The sequence below is a fragment of the Agromyces sp. NSFZ genome (assembly GCF_056156205.1).
This window is the reverse complement of sequence record NZ_CM149585.1, coordinates 3,182,827-3,200,800: the sequence shown is the minus strand read 5'-3', so window position 1 is coordinate 3,200,800 and position 17,974 is coordinate 3,182,827. Positions and strand designations below refer to the sequence as shown.

Sequence of the window (17,974 nt, the reverse complement as noted above, 5' to 3'; positions counted from 1 at the left end):
ACGTCCGCCATCATCGTGACCACCGTGTGACCGGACATGATCGGAAATATCCGTTTCACGTCAGTTTCATGCAGTTCGGCGGCCTCGACGTCGCCACCCACCGCACCGGCGCGGCACGCTGCCGCACCCGTGATCCACGAACAGTGAGGAAGCACGAATGAAGAAGTCGCTACGCTTCGGCGCCGCGCTCGCCATGGCTGCCACCGCATCGCTCACGCTCGCATCGTGCGGGTTCGGCGGCGGCTCGGGCGACGATGCCGAAGGCGGCACCACGCTGGACCTGCTGGTCCCGAGCTATTCCGACGCGACCCAGGGGCTCTGGGAGGACGTCATCGCCGGCTTCGAGGAGGAGAACCCCGACATCTCGGTGAACCTCGAGGTGCAGTCGTGGGACAACCTCGAGTCGGTGATCACCACCAAGATCCAGGGCGGCGAGGCACCCGACATCTACAACGGCGGGCCGTTCGCGGGCTTCGCCGCCGACGGCCTCCTCTACCCGGCCGACGAGGTCGTCTCGGAAGAGACCTACGCCGACTTCCAGGAGTCGTTCCTCGCCAACGCGGAGGTCGACGGCACCGCCTACGCGCTGCCCTTCATCGCCTCGGCGCGGGCGCTGTTCGTGAACAACGCCCTGCTCGAGCAGGCGGGCGTCTCGGCGCCGCCGACGACCTGGGACGAACTGCTCGACGCCGCCACCAAGATCTCGGGGCTCGGCGGCGGCATCGCCGGATACGGCATGCCCCTCGGCTCGGAGGAGGCGCAGGCCGAGGCGGCCGTTTGGCTCTGGGGCGGCGGCGGCACGTTCGGCGACGAGTCCGAGATCACCGTCGACGACCCGTCGAACCTGCCGGGAGCCGAGCAGATCAAGGCGATGATCGACGCCGGTGCCACGCAGGCCGACCCGGGCTCCACCGACCGCTCACCGCTCATGGACATCTTCGTGCAGGGCAAGATCGGCATGCAGGTCGGCCTGCCGCCGACGGTCGGCCAGATCGAGGAGAACAACCCCGAGCTCGACTACTCGATCGTCCCCATCCCGACCGAGGACGGCAGCCCGTTCACGCTCGGCGTCATGGACCAGCTCATGGCGTTCCAGAACGACGGCGACAAGCAGGAGGCCATCACGGCGTTCCTCGACTACTTCTTCTCGGCCGAGGCGTATGTGCCGTGGGTCGAGGCGGAGGGCTTCCTGCCCACCACCAAGTCGGGTGCCGAGGAGCTCTCCGACGAGGAGGCCCTGCAGCCGTTCCTCGAGGTGCTGCCCGACGCGCAGTTCTACCCGAGCACGAACCCCAAGTGGTCGGCGACGGATGCCGCATTCAAGGCCCTCTTCGGCCAGCTGCAGACGAAGCCTGCGCAGGATGTCCTCACCGAGATCCAGGCGCAGGTGGACGCGGGTTAGTCTCGCGACATCCGCACCGTACGCACCATCGGAGGGATCGGTGACCATCGCATCATGAGCACCACGACCGACACGTCATCGAACCGGGCGGGGGCGGCCGACGGCCGCCCCCGCCCCTCCAGGGGCGACTCGGGGGGCGCACGACGCCCGGGCGGGATCGCGCTCCTCGCGGCCCTGCCCTGGATCGGGCCGGCCCTCCTGCTGATCTTCGGCGTCGTGCTGTTCCCGGCCGTCGTCATGTTCTACAACTCCACCCGCGACATCACGATCTCGGGTCTCGACAACGGCTCCGTCGGATTCGCCAACTACGTCGAGGTCTTCTCGTTCGCCTACTTCTGGCCGATCTTCGTGCGCACCATCGTGTGGGTCGTCGTGGTCGTCGGGGCCACGGTCGTGATCTCGCTCGGCCTCGCCCAGATCCTCGACAAGGCCTTCCCGGGGCGGCGTATCGTGCGGCTCGCGGTGATCATCCCGTGGGCCGCGTCGGTCGTCATGACCACGATGGTCGTCTACTACGGGCTCGAGCCCTACTTCGGCATCATCAACACCTTCCTCGTCGACATCGGCCTCATCGCGACGCCCGAGGGCTACGGGTGGACGCGCAACCCCGACACGGCGTTCGCCTGGTCGATCGTCGTCGCCGTATTCGTCTCGCTGCCGTTCACGACGTACACGATCCTCGCCGGCCTCGCCACCGTGCCGGGGGACGTGCTCGAGGCGGCCAAGATGGACGGCGCCGGACCGGTCCGCACCTACTGGAGCGTGGTCCTGCCGCAGCTGCGCGGCGCGCTCTCGGTCGCGGTGCTCATCAACATCATCAACGTCTTCAACTCGCTACCCATCCTCAAGGTGATGACGGGTTCGATCCCGGGCTACGACGCCGACACGATCATGACGATGATCTTCAAGTACATCCAGAACCAGCACAAGGTGGACGTCGCCAGCGCGCTGTCGGTCGTCGCCTTCCTCATCGTCATCGTGATCGTCGCGGCGTACGTGCGGATCGTCAAGCCGATGCAGGAGGTCTGACCCGTGACCGTCTCCGCGCCCGTGTTCGACGCGATCGCCCGCCCAGAGGCATCCGCTCGCCGCCGCCGTCGCTACACCGAGGACCAGGTGCCCATCTGGCGCGTGCTGCTGCGCATGCTCGCGGGCCTCGTGGTGCTCGTGATCTTCATCCTCCCGTACACGATCATGTTCTTCGGCTCGGTGAAGACGAAGGCGCAGATCCGCTCGGTCGAACCCACGTACTTCCCCACGGAGTGGCACTGGGAGAACTACGTGAACATGTGGTCGACCCCCGAGACGCCGCTGCCGCAGAACCTCATCTCGACCATCGTGATCTCGGTCTTCGCGACCCTGCTCGTGCTCGCGGTCGCGATGCCCGCGGCGTACTACACGGCGCGATTCCGCTTCCCCGGGCGGATGGTGTTCCTCTTCCTCGTGATCGTCACGCAGATGCTGCAGCCCGCCGTGCTCACCTCGGGCCTGTTCCGACAGTTCGTCGCGCTCGGCATGATCGACACGTGGGCGGCGATGATCTTCGTCAATGCGGCGTTCAACCTCTCGTTCGCCGTGTGGATCATGCACTCGTTCTTCGCCGGCGTGCCGAAGGAGGTCGACGAGGCCGCCCAGATCGACGGAGCCGGGCGCCTCACGGTGCTGTTCCGCATCATGCTGCCGCTCGTGTGGCCGGGCATCGTCACCGCGATCGTGTTCACGTTCGTCGCGTGCTGGAACGAGTTCGCGGCCTCGCTCGTGATCCTCTCGACCGCCGGAAACCAGCCGCTCTCCGTCGCCCTCACGAAGTTCGTCGGCCAGTACGAGACGAGCTGGCACTACGTGTTCGGCGTCTCGGTCGTGGCGATCCTCCCCGTGGTGCTGCTGTTCATGATCATCGAGAAGCGACTCGTCGGCGGGCTCACCGCCGGCAGCGTGAAGTAGACGTCGTCACGTCGGAGGGCAGGGGAACTACCGCGCCCAGGGGATCCCGCGCAGGCGGTAGTACTCGACCCCGAGCGCATCGAGGTGCTCGCCGAGGGAGGCGACGCGTTCGAAGAAGCCGTCGACGTCGCCGCGGCCGGCGGGCGACCACCCGACCTCGGCGATCGCCGCGACACGCGGGAAGAGCATGAACTCCACCTCCGACATCGCGCCGAGCGTCTCGGTCCACACGGGCGCCTCGACGCCGAGCACCTCGCGTTCGCCGACGCCGGGCACGATCGCGGCGGGATCCCAGAGGTACGCCTCCTCGATGGTCGTCGGCCCCTTGGCCCAGTCTTGCCCCAGCGTGCCGCCGAGCGGGCCCTGCGGATCGTCGACGTACTGCATGTCGAGGTACGCGACATCCGCCGGCGACATGATCACGCGCCCGCCCTGCTCGACGAACGAACGGGTGAGCGCGGCGGCCTCCGGCTCGGGCTCGACGAAGCTCCAGTACTGGCCGACCGTGCCGGGCGGCAGGTCGCGCGACGCGCCCATCTCGTGCCAGCCGATGACGGTCTTGCCCGTCGCCGCTCCGGCCGCGGCGATCCGCCGCACGAGGTCGAGGTAGTCCTCGGGACTCGTCGCGAGCGACTCGTCGCCCCCGAGGTGCAGCCAGGGGCCGGGCGTGAGCTCGGCGACCTCGCGGGTCACATCGGTGAGGAACCGGTCGGTCGCCTCGGCGCGCTCGGGCGACGCGCACAACGAGGAGAAGCCCACTTCGACGCCCTCGTACGGCGGGGGCGCAACGCCGTCGCAGTTGAGCTCGGGGGAGGCGCTGAGCGCTGCGTTGGTATGTCCCGGAAGGTCGATCTCGGGCACGATCGTGACGAACCGCTCGGCTGCGTACGCGACGATGCGACGGTAGTCGTCCTTCGTGTAGTACCCGCCGCCGGCGCCGCCGACCGAGGTCGACGCGCCGACGTCGGTCAGGGCGGGCCACGACTCGATCTCGAGTCGCCAGCCCTGGTCGTCGGTGAGGTGCAGGTGCAGCACGTTGAACTTCAGCAGGGCGATGCGGTCGATGAGGTCGAGCACGTCCTCGACGGGGAAGAAGTGCCGCGCCACGTCGAGCATGACGCCGCGGTAGGCGAAGCGCGGCGCATCGGCGATGGATGCCGCGGGCACGGTCCAGCCGCCGGCCGGCGCTGTCGCGGCATCCGCTCGCTCGATCTCGGGCGGCAGGAGCTGCCGCAGCGACTGCGTGCCCCGGAAGAGTCCCTCGGCCGTCTCGGCGCCGATGCGCACGCCGCCGTCACCGGCCTCGAGCGTGTATCCCTCGGCCGCGCCGCCCGGGGGCTCCCCGTCGGCGACGACGAAGGCGAGGTCGGCGCCGCCCTGAGCCGGTCGAAGGGATGCCGCGGGCTCGCCGCCCGTGACCGGCAGGTCGAAGCCCGTGGCCGCCCGTAGCCACTCGGCGAACGTCGCGGCGACGGCCGCGGCGCCGTCGCCGCGCGCCACGATGCGAGCATCCTCGCTCAGACGGAACGGCGCGGCGTCGCGCAGGTCGAACGACGCGGGCGCTGGGACGATGCCGGTCACGGCGTCTCCGTTCTGGTCTGGCGAGCCGCACGCACTCGCCGACACGGCGACGGCCGCGACGACGAGCAGTAGGGCAGGAATCCTTACGAACATCGTGCCGACCATCCTGCCATGCCGGAGGCGGCGGACGGGAGGGTGTCTCCGACCTGACCGGTGCCCCTGGTCTGGTTGACCCGCGACGCCGGGTCATCCACAGTGGGAACCGTGCAGAGGGCACTGGCCATCCTGACCGTCATCGCATACGTGACGCTGCCGCTCGGGTCGTCGAGCTTCGAGCAGCAGCCGCTGCCGACCCTGCTCGTCGGGCTCGCCTACGCCGTGATCGCGATCTTCGGCTTCCACCTCGTGCAGCGCCGCTCGGTGTGGTGGGCCGTGGCCTTCGTCGCGGTGCAACTGCCGCTCGGTTTCGTGATCTTCTCGCTCTCGGGTGCGGCGATCGGCGCGGTCCTGCTGCTCGTCGTGCTCGTCTCGCAGAGCGTGCTGCTCCTGCCGCTGCCCGCCGCGGCGGTGGTCGCCGCCGCCATTCCGCTCATCCACCTCGGCATGCAGTGGCAGGACGGCCTGCGTGAAGGTCTCGGCACGCTCGCCGTGACGACCTTCACCCTCGTCGTGACCGAGCTGCTCGTGCGCGAGCGCCGGGCACGCGCCGAACTCGCCCGAGCCAACGAACGCCTGCGCGACTACGCGGCACAGGCCGAGCAGCTCGCCACCATCCAGGAGCGGAACCGGCTGGCCCGCGACATCCACGACGGCGTCGGCCACCACCTCACGGTCGTGCAGATGCTCCTCGAGGCGGCGCGCGCCGTCATCCGCACGGCCGATCCCGACCGCCTCGACGGCATGCTTGCCAAGGCGCAGGAGCAGTCGGGTCAGGCGCTCGCCGAGGTGCGCCGCTCGGTGGCCACCCTGCGCGAGCAGCGCCCCGACCTCGTGGAGGCCCTCGGCACGCTCACGTCCGAGGCGACGGAGGCGGGGGTGACCACCGAGCTGGAGGTGCGCGGCCGGGTGCGCCAGGTGCGGGCCGAGGTGGAGGAATCGCTGTACCGCGTGGCGCAGGAAGGGCTCACGAACGTGCGCAAGCACGCCGAGGCCACCCGCACGACCGTGGTGCTCGACTACCGCGAGGCCGACCGGATCCGGCTGGAGGTGCGCGACGACGGGCACGGACTCCCCGGCGCCGACGCGGAGGCGGGCGCGGGTGCCGCAGCGCCCGGAGCGGTCGCGGCCGACGGCTTCGGCCTCACCGGGCTCCGCGAGCGCATGGCGAGCCTCGGCGGCCGGATGTCCCTGGCCCCCGCCGGCGACACCGGTCTCGCGCTCACCGTCGAGGTGCCCGGATGACGATCCGCGTGCTCATCGCCGACGACCAGGCGCTCTTCCGCGAGGCCCTCGCGACGCTGCTCGAGGTGCAGCCGGGCATCGACGTCGTCGGCGAGGCCGGCGACGGCGAGGAGGCGGTGCGTCGCGGAGCCGAGCTGCGCCCCGACGTGGTGCTCATGGACCTGCGGATGCCGGTGCTCGACGGCGTCGCCGCCACCGCGCGCCTCCGGGCGGAGCAGCCCGACGTGCGCGTGCTTGCGCTCACCACGTTCGACGACGACGATGACGTGTTCGCGGCCATCCGCGCCGGCGCCGTCGGCTACCTGCTGAAGGACGTGAGCGGCGCGCGACTCGTCGAGGCCCTGCTCGCCGCGGAACGGGGTGAGTCGGTGCTGCATCCGTCGGTGGCCGCCAAGCTCGTGGCACGCGTGGCGCGACTGCCGGAGGACGCCGCGCCGGCGGAGCATCCGCTCTCCGAACGCGAGGTCGACGTCGTGCGACTCCTCGCCGAGGGCCGCAGCAACCGCGAGATCGCGGGTGCCCTCTACCTCGCCGAGGGCACTGTGAAGAACCTCGTCACGAGCGTGCTCGCGAAACTCGAGGTTCGCGATCGCACCCAGGCGGCCCTGCGCGCCCGCGATCTCGGCATCCTGTGACCCGACGGGTCATCCCGAGCAGGTGACCTCGGGCGTGACCTTCGGCACCTGCCGCGACCCCGCCGCCGGTTCGAGGATTCCCGTGTCCCATCCACACGACACGAGGAGTCGAGATGAACCACGACGCGACCGCCGCCCGCCGTCCGTCCGCACTGCGCTTCGCGCGCCACGCACTCGAGATGGTGATCGCCATGCTGGTCGGCATGGCGATCCTCGGCCCGGTGTGGTCGTTCGCCTGGCCGGGGCTCGACGAGAACACGACCGCGAGTGCGCTGGTGATGGCCACGAACATGTCGATCGGCATGGCCGTCTGGATGCGCATCCGCGGGCATGGCGCAGTCCCCATCGTCGAGATGTGCGCGGCCATGTACCTGCCGTTCCTGGTGCTGCTGCCGTTCAACTGGGCGGGCATGCTCTCCGACATGGCACTCATGACCTGGGGCCACGTGCTCATGGTGACGGCGATGCTCGCCGCCATGCTGCGCCGCCGGCACGAGTACGGGTGGTGAGGGCCGTGCGCATCCTGAAGATCCTGGCGGTCGTGCTCGTCGCGCTCGCGCTTCCGACGGCACTCGCCGCGCCGACCGTCGCGTCCGCATTCGCCGCGCTCAACGCGCCGCGCACGGACGAGGTCGCCGTCACGGCCGAGCCGCCGGCGTACGATCCGGCCAAGCCGACCGCGGTCGTCGTGGTCGGCGACCGCGGCGCGGTCGTGTCCGACGCGCTGGCGCCCTACGAGATCCTCGCCACCACGGGCGCGTTCAACGTGTACACCGTGGCATCCGAGCCGCACTCCGTGCCGTTGACCGGCGGACTCGACCTCGTGCCCGACCTCACGTTCGCGGAACTCGAAGACCTCACCGGGGGCCCGGCCGACCTCGTCGTCGTGCCCGCCATGCCCGACGTGACGCAGCCGTCCACGCGGCCCGTCACCGACTGGCTCACCGCCCAGTCCGAACGGGGAGCGGTGCTCCTCAGCATCTGCAACGGGGCGGCCGTGGTCGCCTCGGCCGGCCTCCTCGACGGGCGCGAGGCCACCGCTCACTGGCTGCGCCTGCAGGAGTGGTCGCAGCGGTTCCCGGAGGTCGAGTGGATGCAGGGCACGAGGTACGTGGACGACGGCGCCGTCATCAGCACGGCGGGCATCCTGTCGGGGATCGACGGCACCCTGCACGCGGTCGAGCGCTTCGTCGGCGCGGATGCCGCGGCCGACGCGGCCCATGCGATCGGCTGGCCGCACCACCACCCCGGAGGGCCCGCGGGCATGGACCAGTCCCGGCTCGAGGCATCCGACGCCGTCGTCGCGTTCAACACGGCGTTCGGCTGGGACCGGCAGCGGATCGGCGTCCTCCTCACCGACGGCGTCGGTGAGATCGAGCTCGCCTCGGTGTTCGACACCTACGGGCAGTCGCTCGCCGCGCGCACCGTCAGCCTCGGCGACGGCGCCGTGCAGAGCCGGAACGGGCTCACGTTCGTGCCGCGCACCGACAGCGGCGTCGGCCTCGACCGGCTCGTCGTGCCAGGCACCACCGAGCACGATCCGGTGCCGGGAATGGATGCCCCGACCCACCCGCACCACGACCCCGGCTTCCCGTACGACGGCGTGCTGCAGGACCTCGCACGCTCCACGGACGTCGCGACCGCGCGCTGGACGGCGAAGGTGCTCGAGTACCCCATCGACGACCTCAGCCTGTCGGGGGACTCGTGGCCGTGGACCGAGACCTTCCGGCCAGTGGCGCTCGCCGCGTTGGGTGCGCTCCTGGCCCTCGGCGTGCTCGCGCTGGTGCGGCGACGTCGGGGAGGCAGCCGGGTCCGCGGGCGGCAGGCGGCGCCCGCACCCGCCCCGGACGGCGACTGACCCGAGCCGGTCGGGCGGCTCCCGGCATCCGTTGCTATGCTTGCGAGCGTCGCGACTGGCGTTGAGATGGTCACCATCGGGGAGCGACTGGCACGGACCGACCGTACGCCTGGGCCGGTACGCATGTCTCTGCGCGAGTCGCAGCAGGCAGCACCCAGGTCCCTGAGCCTGTCGAAGGGCAGGTCCGCATGTCATGAAGGAGCCAGTCTTGGCCGATACCGCCGTTTCCCAGCAGTCCGTGATGAACCAATCGCTCGCCGAGGTCGATCCCGAGATCGCCGAGGTCCTCGAGCTCGAGCTCGGACGTCAGCGCGACTACCTCGAGATGATCGCGAGCGAGAACTTCGTGCCCGTCTCGGTGCTGCAGTCCCAGGGCTCGGTGCTCACCAACAAGTACGCCGAGGGTTACCCCGGGCGTCGCTACTACGGCGGTTGCGAGTACGTCGACATCGCCGAGAACCTCGCGATCGAGCGCGCGAAGTCGCTCTTCGGCGCCGCGTACGCGAACGTGCAGCCGCACTCGGGCGCTACCGCGAACGCCGCCGTGCTCAGCGCGATCGCGACGCCCGGCGACACGATCCTCGGCCTCGAGCTCGCGCACGGCGGCCACCTCACGCACGGCATGAAGCTGAACTTCTCGGGCAAGCTCTACAACGCCGTGTCCTACGGCGTCGACCCCGAGACGTTCCTCGTCGACATGGACGTGGTGCGCGACAAGGCGCGCGAGCACCAGCCGCAGGTGATCATCGCGGGCTGGTCGGCGTACCCGCGCCACCTCGACTTCGCCGCGTTCCGCGAGATCGCCGACGAGGTCGGCGCGCAGCTCTGGGTCGACATGGCGCACTTCGCGGGCCTCGTGGCGGCCGGGCTGCACCCGTCGCCCGTGCCCTACGCCGACGTCGTCTCGTCGACCGTGCACAAGACCATCGGCGGCCCGCGCTCGGGCTTCATCCTCTCGCGCGACACCGAGCTTGCGAAGAAGCTGAACTCGAACGTGTTCCCCGGCCAGCAGGGCGGCCCGCTCATGCACGTCATCGCGGCCAAGGCCACGGCGTTCAAGATCGCGGCATCCGAGGAGTTCAAGGACCGCCAGGAGCGCACGCTCCGCGGTGCCCGCATCCTCGCCGAGCGCCTGCACGCCGACGACTCGCGCGCCGCGGGCGTCGACGTGCTGACGGGCGGCACCGACGTGCACCTCGTGCTCGCCGACCTGCGCAACTCGAAGATCGACGGCCAGCAGGCCGAGGACCTCCTGCACGAGGCGCTCATCACGGTGAACCGCAACGCCGTGCCGTTCGACCCGCGCCCGCCGATGGTCACGTCGGGCCTGCGCATCGGCACGCCGGCGCTCGCCACCCGCGGCTTCGGCGACGCCGAGTTCACCGAGGTCGCCGACATCATCGCCCTCGCCCTCAAGGGCGAAGCGGATGTCCCCGAGCTCCGCTCGCGCGTCCAGGCCCTCACGGCGGCGTTCCCGCTGTACCCGGGCCTGCAGCAGTAGCTCGCTCGCGGCCCGGGGCGCCGTCCCCGGGCCGCGTTTCCATTCGCCGGGAATCCGGTCGCCTCGTGCGGCCCGGCCCGGTATGCAGGATCCGGGCCATCCGGGGACACGAGGAGAGACCATGACCGCCATCACGCTCGACGGCGTCGCGACCGCCGCCGCCGTGAAGCAGGAGCTCGCCGCCCGCATCGCCGCCCTGCGCTCCCACGGAGTCGTGCCGGGACTCGGCACGCTGCTCGTCGGCGACGACCCCGCATCGCGCTCGTACGTGGCCGGCAAGCACCGCGACTGCGCCGAGGTGGGCATCGAGTCGATCCGCGTCGACCTGCCGGCGTCGGCATCGACCGCCGACGTGCGTGCGGCGATCCGCGACCTCAACGCGGCACGCGAGGTGACGGGCTACATCGTGCAGCTGCCGCTGCCCGCAGGCCACGACGAGAACGCCATGCTCGAGCTGATCGATCCCGACAAGGACGCCGACGGACTGCACCCGACGAACCTCGGTCGACTCGTGCTCGGCATCGAGGGCGAACTGCATTCGCCGCTGCCGTGCACGCCGGCAGGCATCGTCGAGATGCTGCGCCGCTACGACGTGCCGATCCGCGGACAGCACGTCACGGTGATCGGCCGTGGCCTGACCGTGGGCCGTCCGCTCGGCCTGCTCTTCACGCGCAAGGGCCTGGACGCCACGGTGACCCTCACGCACTCCCGCACGATCGATCTCGCCGACGAGGTGCGCCGGGCCGACATCGTCGTGGCCGCCGTCGGCGTGCCGCACCTCGTGAAGGCCGACTGGGTGAAGCCGGGCGCCGCGGTCCTCGATGTGGGCATCACGCGCGTGCAGGACGAGGAGACGGGCAAGGGGCGGCTGACCGGCGACGTCGACCCGGCAGTCGCGGAGGTCGCCGGTCACCTGTCGCCGAACCCCGGCGGCGTCGGTCCGATGACCCGCGCGATGCTGCTCGCGAACGTCGTGAAGGCGGCCGAGCTGCGACTGCAGCGCCGCTAGTCGACCGGGCCCGTCGAAGGGCTGCGGGTCAGTGCTCGCCGGGAAAGGCGAGCCGACGGAGCATCCGGATCGCCTCGCTGCGCGCCTCGGGGGTGGGCAGCGGAAAGGCGTCGTGCTCGGCGCGGCGCGTGGCCGCGACCGCCTCCCGGAACACCTCGAGACCCGCCGCGGTGGCGACCACGGCCTTCATCCTGCGGTCGTCGCGGGCGACGACCCGGGAGACGAGGCCCCGATGCTCGAGGTCGTCGACGATGGCGACCACACGGCTGGGATCGAGCCGGAGGAAGTCCGAGATGCCGCGCTGCGTGATGCCGTCGTGCTCGACGGCGAGTGCGAGCGTCGCGAACGCCCGGACGGTCAGGCCGAGCGGCTGCAGGGCCTCGTTCCCGGCCGCCACGGCGACGGCACTCGCGCGGGCGAGCAGGAAGCCGACGTCGTCGAGCAGCACGCGACCGACCCCTTCCGCCACGCTCGGTTCCCTTCGGCCGCCAACGGCACCACGGTAGCACCGCGCCGGCGTCCGAGTCCCGCCGTGGAGTCGTCACCGGACTCGATGCGAAATTCAACCATTGCAGTCTGCAATTAACCGCCTTACGCTGGCCGCGAGCGGGCGCAGCGTTGCGCTCGCCGTCACCGCGTCGGTGAGCGACCTCGCCGGCGCCTGCATGGGGAGGATCGACATGTCATCCATCAGGAGATGCAGCGTCCGGCGGTCATCGTCGTCGACATCGAGGAGGGGGCGGTGATGCCCGCGAGCAGGTCGGTCGGCCTCGCCGCGGCGACCGCAGCCATCGCACTCATGATCACGGGCGGCGCCGCGTCCGCCGCGGCCGAGCCCGGCTCGCCGCCCACCGCCCTTCCGCAGCTCGCACCGGCGGAGCCCGGCACCCTCGCGGAGTGCGAATCCCTCATCGCCTTCGAGTTCGACAGCACCGTGATCACGAGCGCGGCACTCGTCGCGGCCGGCCCGCTGTCGGGCGTCGAGGTCGGCGAGCACTGCCTCGTTCGCGGCCACATGAACGAACGCGTGAGCGAGGTCGACGGACAGACGTATCGCATCGGATTCGAGATGCGCCTCCCGACCGACTGGAGCGGGCGCTACCTCTACCAGGGCAACGGCGGTCTCGACGGCAACGTCGTCACCGCGCTCGGCAGGGCGGGGAGCGAGAGCGGCCTGCAGCTCGGCTTCGCCGTGATCAGCTCGGATGCCGGACACCCCGGCTCGCTGGGGCCCACCTTCGGGATCGACCCGCAGGCGCGCCTGGACTACGGCTATCAGGCCGTCGGCACCCTCACCCCGATGGCCAAGTCGCTGATCGAGGCCGCCTACGGCAAGGCTCCCGATCGGTCGTACATGACCGGCGGATCCAACGGCGGCCGCCACACGATGGTCGGCGCCGCGCGCTATGCCGACGAGTACGACGGGTTCCTCGCCGTCGCGCCGGGATTCAATCTGCCGCAGGCCGCGGTCGCGCAGGTGTGGGGGGCACAGCAGTGGGCCACGGTGGCGACGAACGTCGCCGACCTCAACACCGCCCTCACGCCGGCCGAGCGGCAGGCGATCGCGAGCGCGATCCTGGCCCGGTGCGACGACCTCGACCGCCTCGAGGACGGCCTGGTGCAGGACAGCGAGCGGTGCCAGAAAGCCTTCTCGATCGATCGGGATGTCCCGACCTGCGACGCCGATCGCGACGGCACGTGCCTGACCCCCGAGCAGAAGGCCGTGGTCGCCGCCGTCTTCGCCGGAGCTCGCGCGAGCAGCGGTGAGGAGATCTACAGCTCCTTCCCGTTCGATCCGGGGCTCGCCCAGCCGAACTGGGCGTTCTGGAAGTTCTTCGCCTCGAGGGTCCTCGATCCCGGCGCGATCGGCTTCATCTTCGGCACCCCGCCCGACCCGAGCATCCCCGCCTCGCCGCTCACCGCCGACATCGATGCGATCGCGCAGAGCATCTACGCGACGAGCGGCATCTACACCGAGAGCGGCATGGAGTTCATGACGCCGCCCGACCCCACGAGGCTCGACACGCTGCGCGAGCGCGGCGGGAAGATGATCGTGGTCCACGGGGCATCCGACGGGGTGTTCTCGGTCGACGACACCGCGGCCTGGTACGACGAGCTCGACGCGAACCACGGCCAGAAGGCCGGCGAGTTCGCGCGGTACTTCGAGGTGCCGGGCATGGGACACGTGAGCGGTGGCCCGGCGACCGACCAGTACGCGGGCCTCACCGCCCTGGTCGACTGGGTCGAATTCGGATCGGCGCCCGACCGGATCGACGCGTGGGTGAACCCGGCGAACCCCGACGTGCCCGCCGACTGGGCCGACGACCTCAGCCGCCCGCTCTGCCCGTATCCCTCGGTCGCGCGGTACACGTCGGGTGACCCCGACGACGCCGACAGCTTCGCCTGCAAGCACAGCGGCGGCGGCATCGGGCTCGGCATCGGGCTCGGCTGAGCTCAGCGCGACCCGTCCCGGTCCCCCTCGCGGCTGAGGGGGACCGGGACGTCTGCCGTCAGCACCGCCGGCACCGCTCGTCGACCTCCCGGTCGGCTCGCGTTCACCGAACGTGCACCGAGCGGCTGTCTGGCGCGCGTAGCTTCGCGCCATGGCCCAGATCGACCTCGCCGAGGCGCCCGCCGCGGTTTCCGCCGTGCAGCACGCGGGCACGCGAGCCGGGCGGTCGGAGGCCGCAGCCGGCGTCGCGACCGCGATCATCCCGGCCCGTGGCGGCTCGCAGGGGCTGCCGGGCAAGAACCTCGCCCGCGTCGGCGGGGTGCCCCTCATCACGCGTGCCGTGCGGGCCGCGCTGGCCGCGCCCCGGATCGGACGTGTGGTCGTCACGACCGACGACGAGGAGATCGCCGAGGCCGCGCGCTCCGCCGGCGCCGAGGTCGTCGAGCGTCCGGCCGCGCTCGCCGGGGGCGAGGCGTCGAGCGAGTCGGCGCTGCTGCATGCGCTCGAAGTGCTCGAAGCGGGGGCGGGTTTCGAGACGCTCCCTTCGGTCGCGACTCAACCCGCGGGCGAGACGCCCGCGATCACGGTGTTCATCCAGGCGACGTCGCCGTTCATCGATCCCGCCGACCTCGACGCCGCCGTCGAGCGGGTCGAGAGCGGCGAGCGGGACGCCGTGTTCTCGGCGGCGCCCACGCACGTCTTCCTCTGGCGCGAGATCGGCGGGACCGCCGTCGGGGTGAACCACGAGATGTCGCATCGCCCGCGCCGGCAGGACCGCACGCCCGAGTACGCCGAGACCGGTGCGTTCTACGTCTTCGCCACCGAAGGGTTCCGCGACTCGGGCCACCGCTTCTTCGGACGCGTCGGCGTGCAGCCCGTGCACCCCGATCACGCCATCGAGATCGACGACGCCGCCGACCTCGAGCGGGCGCGCACGCTCGCTGTGCGGATCGACCGGGACCTCGCCCCGCGGCATCCGCCCATCGACGTCGACGCGCTCGTGACCGACTTCGACGGGGTGCACACCGATGACACCGTCATGGTCGACCAGTTGGGTCGCGAGTCGGTGCGGGTGAGCCGCAGCGACGGCCACGGCATCGCACGCCTGCGCGCGGCCGGGCTCCCCGTGCTCATCCTCTCTGCCGAGGAGAACCCCGTCGTCGGTCGCCGGGCCGAGAAGCTCGGCGTCGAGTGCGCCCAGGGCGTCGCCGCGAAGGGCGAGGTGCTCCGCGACTGGGCGGCGGCCCGCGGCATCCGGCTCGACCGCATCGCCTACCTCGGCAACGACCATGGCGACCTGCCGGCGCTCGACCTCGTCGGCTGGCCCGTCGCGGTGCCGGATGCCGCGCCGCAGGCGCTCGAGGCGGCACGCCACGTGCTGACGAGCCCGGGAGGCCACGGTGCGGTGCGCGAGCTGGCCGACCTGATCCTCGCCGCGAGAGGAGCCGCCGGTGCGGCAATGCGCGACACCGCCCGCGAGCCCGGCGCACGCCGCGCCGCCCCCGACCCCGCGCACCCGCGCGACCCCGAGTGAGGGAGCACTGCATGTCCGTACGCATCGGCCGATCGACCATCGGCCCCGAAGCACCCGTCTACGTGATCGGCGAGATCGGCCTGAACCACAACGGCGACGTCGAGGTCGCGAAGCGCCTCATCGACGTGGCGGTGGAGTCGGGTGCGCAGGCCGTGAAGTTCCAGAAGCGCACCCCCGAGATCGCGACCCCCGAGCACATGCGCGACGTGCCGCGCGAGACGCCTTGGGGCACCATGACGTACCTCGACTACCGTCGACGAGTGGAGTTCGGCGAGCGCGAGTACCTCGAGATCGCGTCGTACGCACTGCGTGCCGGCATCGACTGGTTCGCCTCGCCGTGGGATGTCCCGTCGGTCGAGTTCCTCGAGGGGCTCGGGGTGGTGGCCCACAAGGTGGCTTCCGCGTCCCTCACCGACCTCGAACTGCTCGCCGCGCTCGCCGAGACCGGCAAGCCCGTCATCCTCTCGACCGGCATGTCGACGATCGAGGAGATCGACCGTGCCGTCGAGGCGCTCGGCACCGACCGGCTCGTGCTCATGCACGCCACCTCGAGCTACCCGATGCCCGCCGAAGAGGCCAACCTCCGCATGATCGACACGCTGCGCAGGCGCTACCCCGGCGTCCCGGTGGGCTACTCGGGCCACGAGCATGGCCTGCAGATCTCGCTCGCCGCGGTGGCGCTCGGTGCCGTCGCGGTCGAGCGGCACATCACGCTCGACCGCGCGATGTGGGGCAGCGACCAGGCCGCTTCGCTCGAGCCGCAGGGCTTCGCGCACCTCGTGCGCGACATCCGGATCATCGGCGACGCGATGGGCGACGGCGTGAAGCGCGTCTTCCCCGGTGAGGAGGCACCGCGCGCGAAGCTGCGCCGGGTCGCAGCGTGAGTCCGTCGTCGCCGTCGGTGACGGATGGCGCGAGCCGGCGCCTGCTCGTCGTCGCCGACTCCGACTCGTACGTGAAGTGGGGCGCGGCCCTCGCCTCGACGCTGCCGCCGTCGTGGACGAGTCGCCTCGTCGTGCTGGAGTCGCCCGTGATGCCGAGTGCGCGGCAGCTCGCGGACGCGCTCGCCGGCACCCGCTTCGCCCCCGCCGACGTGGCGGTGCGTCATCTCGACGGGCTCGACGCCCTGGTCGACGAGACCGACCCGCACGCCGTGCTGCTCTCGCTTCGCGGACCGTTCGTGCGGGTCGTGGCGCCGCGCATCGCCGCCCGTGACGATCGGCCGGTGCTCGTGAGCGGCTTCCCGGGCCTGACCGTTCCGGCCGTGCCGAAGGCGGTGATCTACCGGGAGCAGACCGACCTCGTGGTGCTGCACAGCCGGCGCGAGGTGCGTGAGTTCCGCACCAACGCCGCCGAGCTCGCGATCGACCGGAGGTTCGGGCTCGCCACGCTGCCGTTCCTCGCCGAGGGCGACGGGCGGTCTCGAGACGGCCTGCGGCCTCCCAGACCGGCGGAGGTCGACCGCACCGACGTCGTGTTCGCGGCCCAGGCGAAGGTTCCTCGTGAGCGTGACGGCCGCCTGCGCGTGCTCGAGGGGCTCGCCGCCCACGCCCGCCGGCACCCCGAGCGCCGCGTGGTCGTCAAGGTGCGCGCACGCCGCGGCGAAGCGCAGACGCACTTCGAGGAGCACGACTACGCCGACCTGCTGGCCGCTCTCGCGGATGGGATCCCGCCGAACCTCGTGGTCGAAGACGGGCCGATGGCCGAGAAGCTCGCCCGGGCGGCCGCGCTCGTCACGGTGAGCTCGACGGCGGCGCTCGAGGCGGTGGCGCTCGGCCTCCCGGTGCTCCTGCTCGACGACTTCGGCGTGTCACCGGCCATGATCAACACGGTGTTCGAGGGCTCGGGACTGTTCGGTTCGACCGACGACCTCGTCGTGGGCCGATTCCGGCACGCGGATGCCGCGTGGCTGGCCGACAACTACTTCCACGGGCGCGACGCCGACGACTGGGTCGGGCGGCTGCACGCGCTCGTCGAGGCGCGGGAGATCGTGCCGCTGCCCGGACTCGAACGCCGACATGACCTCGTCGGCGGAGCGCTCCGCACGGCGTACGAGCGTCGCCGCATGCTCGGCGCGTACGATCGCGGCCCGCTCGGCGCGGCGGCGTGGGCGGCCGGCCTCGCCGCCCGCGGCGTCGTGCGGCGGCTCCGGCGCCTTCGGAGCCTGGCGGCCTAGTCGACGGGCGCCGTGTGCTCCTGCACGTGCTTCAGGTAGTGCGCCGCGTTGCGCTTGATGCCCTCGCGCTCCTCCTCGGAGAGTTCGCGCCGCACCTTCGCCGGCACGCCCGCGACGAGCGAGCCGGGCGGCACGACGGTGCCCTCGAGCACGACGGCGCCGGCGGCGACGAGCGAGCCCGCTCCGATCACCGCGCCGTTCAGCACGGTCGCGCCCATGCCGACGAGGCAGTCGTCCTCAACGGTGCAGCCGTGCAGCACGGCGCCGTGACCGACGGAGACTCCGCGCCCGACGGTGAGCGGATAGCCGCCGTCGACGTGGCAGACCACCGCATCCTGCAGGTTCGAGTCCTCGCCGAGCACGATCGGCTCCGCCTCGGCGCGGAGCACCGCGTTGTACCAGACGCTCGAACCGGGAGCGAGTCGCACGTTGCCGACGATGACGGCGCCGGCGGCGACGAACGCGCGCTCGTCGCAGACGGGGGCGGGGATGCCCGCGATGGTGATGATGCGGGCGGATGGATCTGCACTCATGCCCGCCA

General features: G+C 71.4%; 16 protein-coding genes and 1 riboswitch. Of the genes, 13 read left to right on the top strand and 3 right to left on the bottom strand.

From position 1 onward, the window contains the following. Positions 1-157: 157 nt before the first annotated feature. From ACVFI9_RS15165 to ACVFI9_RS15155, 3 genes are read left to right on the top strand one after another with little or no spacing between them, the layout of a single operon-like run. Positions 158-1,402: an extracellular solute-binding protein gene (locus ACVFI9_RS15165; RefSeq protein WP_474763034.1), complete on the top strand. Its 1,245-nt coding sequence runs from the start codon at positions 158-160 to the stop codon at positions 1,400-1,402. A gap of 54 nt (positions 1,403-1,456) precedes the next feature. Then, the gene (locus ACVFI9_RS15160) at positions 1,457-2,431 is read left to right on the top strand and encodes a carbohydrate ABC transporter permease (RefSeq protein WP_474763033.1); all 975 of its coding nucleotides are present in this window, start codon (positions 1,457-1,459) and stop codon (positions 2,429-2,431) included. A gap of 3 nt (positions 2,432-2,434) precedes the next feature. Next, positions 2,435-3,346 (top strand): carbohydrate ABC transporter permease, encoded by a 912-nt coding sequence (locus ACVFI9_RS15155; RefSeq protein ID WP_474763032.1) that lies wholly within the window; start codon positions 2,435-2,437, stop codon positions 3,344-3,346. Between the two features lie 27 nt (positions 3,347-3,373). Here ACVFI9_RS15155 and ACVFI9_RS15150 read toward each other — a convergent pair whose 3' ends face one another. Further along, positions 3,374-4,927 (bottom strand): family 20 glycosylhydrolase, encoded by a 1,554-nt coding sequence (locus ACVFI9_RS15150; RefSeq protein WP_474763031.1) that lies wholly within the window; start codon positions 4,925-4,927, stop codon positions 3,374-3,376. 204 nt (positions 4,928-5,131) lie between these two features. Here ACVFI9_RS15150 and ACVFI9_RS15145 point away from each other — a divergent pair, with 204 nt between their 5' ends. The 6 genes from ACVFI9_RS15145 to ACVFI9_RS15120 all read left to right on the top strand — a co-directional run bounded on the left by ACVFI9_RS15145 (position 5,132) and on the right by ACVFI9_RS15120 (position 11,271). Then, the gene (locus tag ACVFI9_RS15145; RefSeq protein ID WP_474763030.1) at positions 5,132-6,268 is read left to right on the top strand and encodes a sensor histidine kinase; all 1,137 of its coding nucleotides are present in this window, start codon (positions 5,132-5,134) and stop codon (positions 6,266-6,268) included. Next, on the top strand, positions 6,265-6,903 hold the full coding sequence (locus ACVFI9_RS15140; protein WP_474763029.1) for a response regulator: 639 nt from the start codon (positions 6,265-6,267) through the stop codon (positions 6,901-6,903). Before ACVFI9_RS15145 ends, ACVFI9_RS15140 begins: the two co-directional genes overlap by 4 nt. 113 nt (positions 6,904-7,016) lie before the next feature. Then, the gene (locus tag ACVFI9_RS15135) at positions 7,017-7,412 is read left to right on the top strand and encodes a hypothetical protein (RefSeq protein ID WP_474763028.1); all 396 of its coding nucleotides are present in this window, start codon (positions 7,017-7,019) and stop codon (positions 7,410-7,412) included. A gap of 5 nt (positions 7,413-7,417) precedes the next feature. Next, the gene (locus ACVFI9_RS15130) at positions 7,418-8,761 is read left to right on the top strand and encodes a DJ-1/PfpI family protein (RefSeq protein WP_474763027.1); all 1,344 of its coding nucleotides are present in this window, start codon (positions 7,418-7,420) and stop codon (positions 8,759-8,761) included. Positions 8,762-8,802: 41 nt separating this feature from the next. Then, positions 8,803-8,883: riboswitch (ZMP/ZTP riboswitch) on the top strand. A gap of 119 nt (positions 8,884-9,002) precedes the next feature. Then, positions 9,003-10,262, top strand: a complete 1,260-nt coding sequence (gene glyA / locus ACVFI9_RS15125) for a serine hydroxymethyltransferase (protein ID WP_474766281.1) — start codon at positions 9,003-9,005, stop codon at positions 10,260-10,262. A 121-nt stretch (positions 10,263-10,383) separates the two neighbouring features. Further along, positions 10,384-11,271 (top strand): bifunctional methylenetetrahydrofolate dehydrogenase/methenyltetrahydrofolate cyclohydrolase, encoded by an 888-nt coding sequence (locus ACVFI9_RS15120; RefSeq protein ID WP_474763026.1) that lies wholly within the window; start codon positions 10,384-10,386, stop codon positions 11,269-11,271. Between the two features lie 28 nt (positions 11,272-11,299). On the opposite strand, the gene ACVFI9_RS15115 is transcribed toward ACVFI9_RS15120, so the two are convergent. Continuing rightward, the gene (locus ACVFI9_RS15115) at positions 11,300-11,740 is read right to left on the bottom strand and encodes a MarR family winged helix-turn-helix transcriptional regulator (protein ID WP_474763025.1); all 441 of its coding nucleotides are present in this window, start codon (positions 11,738-11,740) and stop codon (positions 11,300-11,302) included. 228 nt (positions 11,741-11,968) lie between these two features. Here ACVFI9_RS15115 and ACVFI9_RS15110 point away from each other — a divergent pair, with 228 nt between their 5' ends. The 4 genes from ACVFI9_RS15110 (at position 11,969) to ACVFI9_RS15095 (ending at position 17,433) form a co-directional block, all read left to right on the top strand. After that, the gene (locus ACVFI9_RS15110; protein ID WP_474763024.1) at positions 11,969-13,723 is read left to right on the top strand and encodes a tannase/feruloyl esterase family alpha/beta hydrolase; all 1,755 of its coding nucleotides are present in this window, start codon (positions 11,969-11,971) and stop codon (positions 13,721-13,723) included. 151 nt (positions 13,724-13,874) lie between these two features. Further along, positions 13,875-15,257, top strand: a complete 1,383-nt coding sequence (locus ACVFI9_RS15105) for a cytidylyltransferase domain-containing protein (protein ID WP_474763023.1) — start codon at positions 13,875-13,877, stop codon at positions 15,255-15,257. Between the two features lie 11 nt (positions 15,258-15,268). Further along, on the top strand, positions 15,269-16,141 hold the full coding sequence (locus ACVFI9_RS15100) for an N-acetylneuraminate synthase family protein (protein ID WP_474763022.1): 873 nt from the start codon (positions 15,269-15,271) through the stop codon (positions 16,139-16,141). After that, positions 16,138-17,433 carry a DUF6716 putative glycosyltransferase gene (locus ACVFI9_RS15095; RefSeq protein WP_474763021.1) on the top strand — a complete coding sequence of 432 codons (1,296 nt, stop codon included), beginning with the start codon at positions 16,138-16,140 and terminating at the stop codon, positions 17,431-17,433. The genes ACVFI9_RS15100 and ACVFI9_RS15095 overlap by 4 nt, the downstream gene beginning before the upstream one ends. On the opposite strand, the gene ACVFI9_RS15090 is transcribed toward ACVFI9_RS15095, so the two are convergent. Beyond that, entirely contained in the window at positions 17,430-17,966 is a 537-nt protein-coding gene (locus ACVFI9_RS15090) for a gamma carbonic anhydrase family protein (RefSeq protein ID WP_474763020.1), read from the bottom strand. The genes ACVFI9_RS15095 and ACVFI9_RS15090 overlap by 4 nt on opposite strands. Between the last annotated feature and the right edge of the window lie 8 nt (positions 17,967-17,974).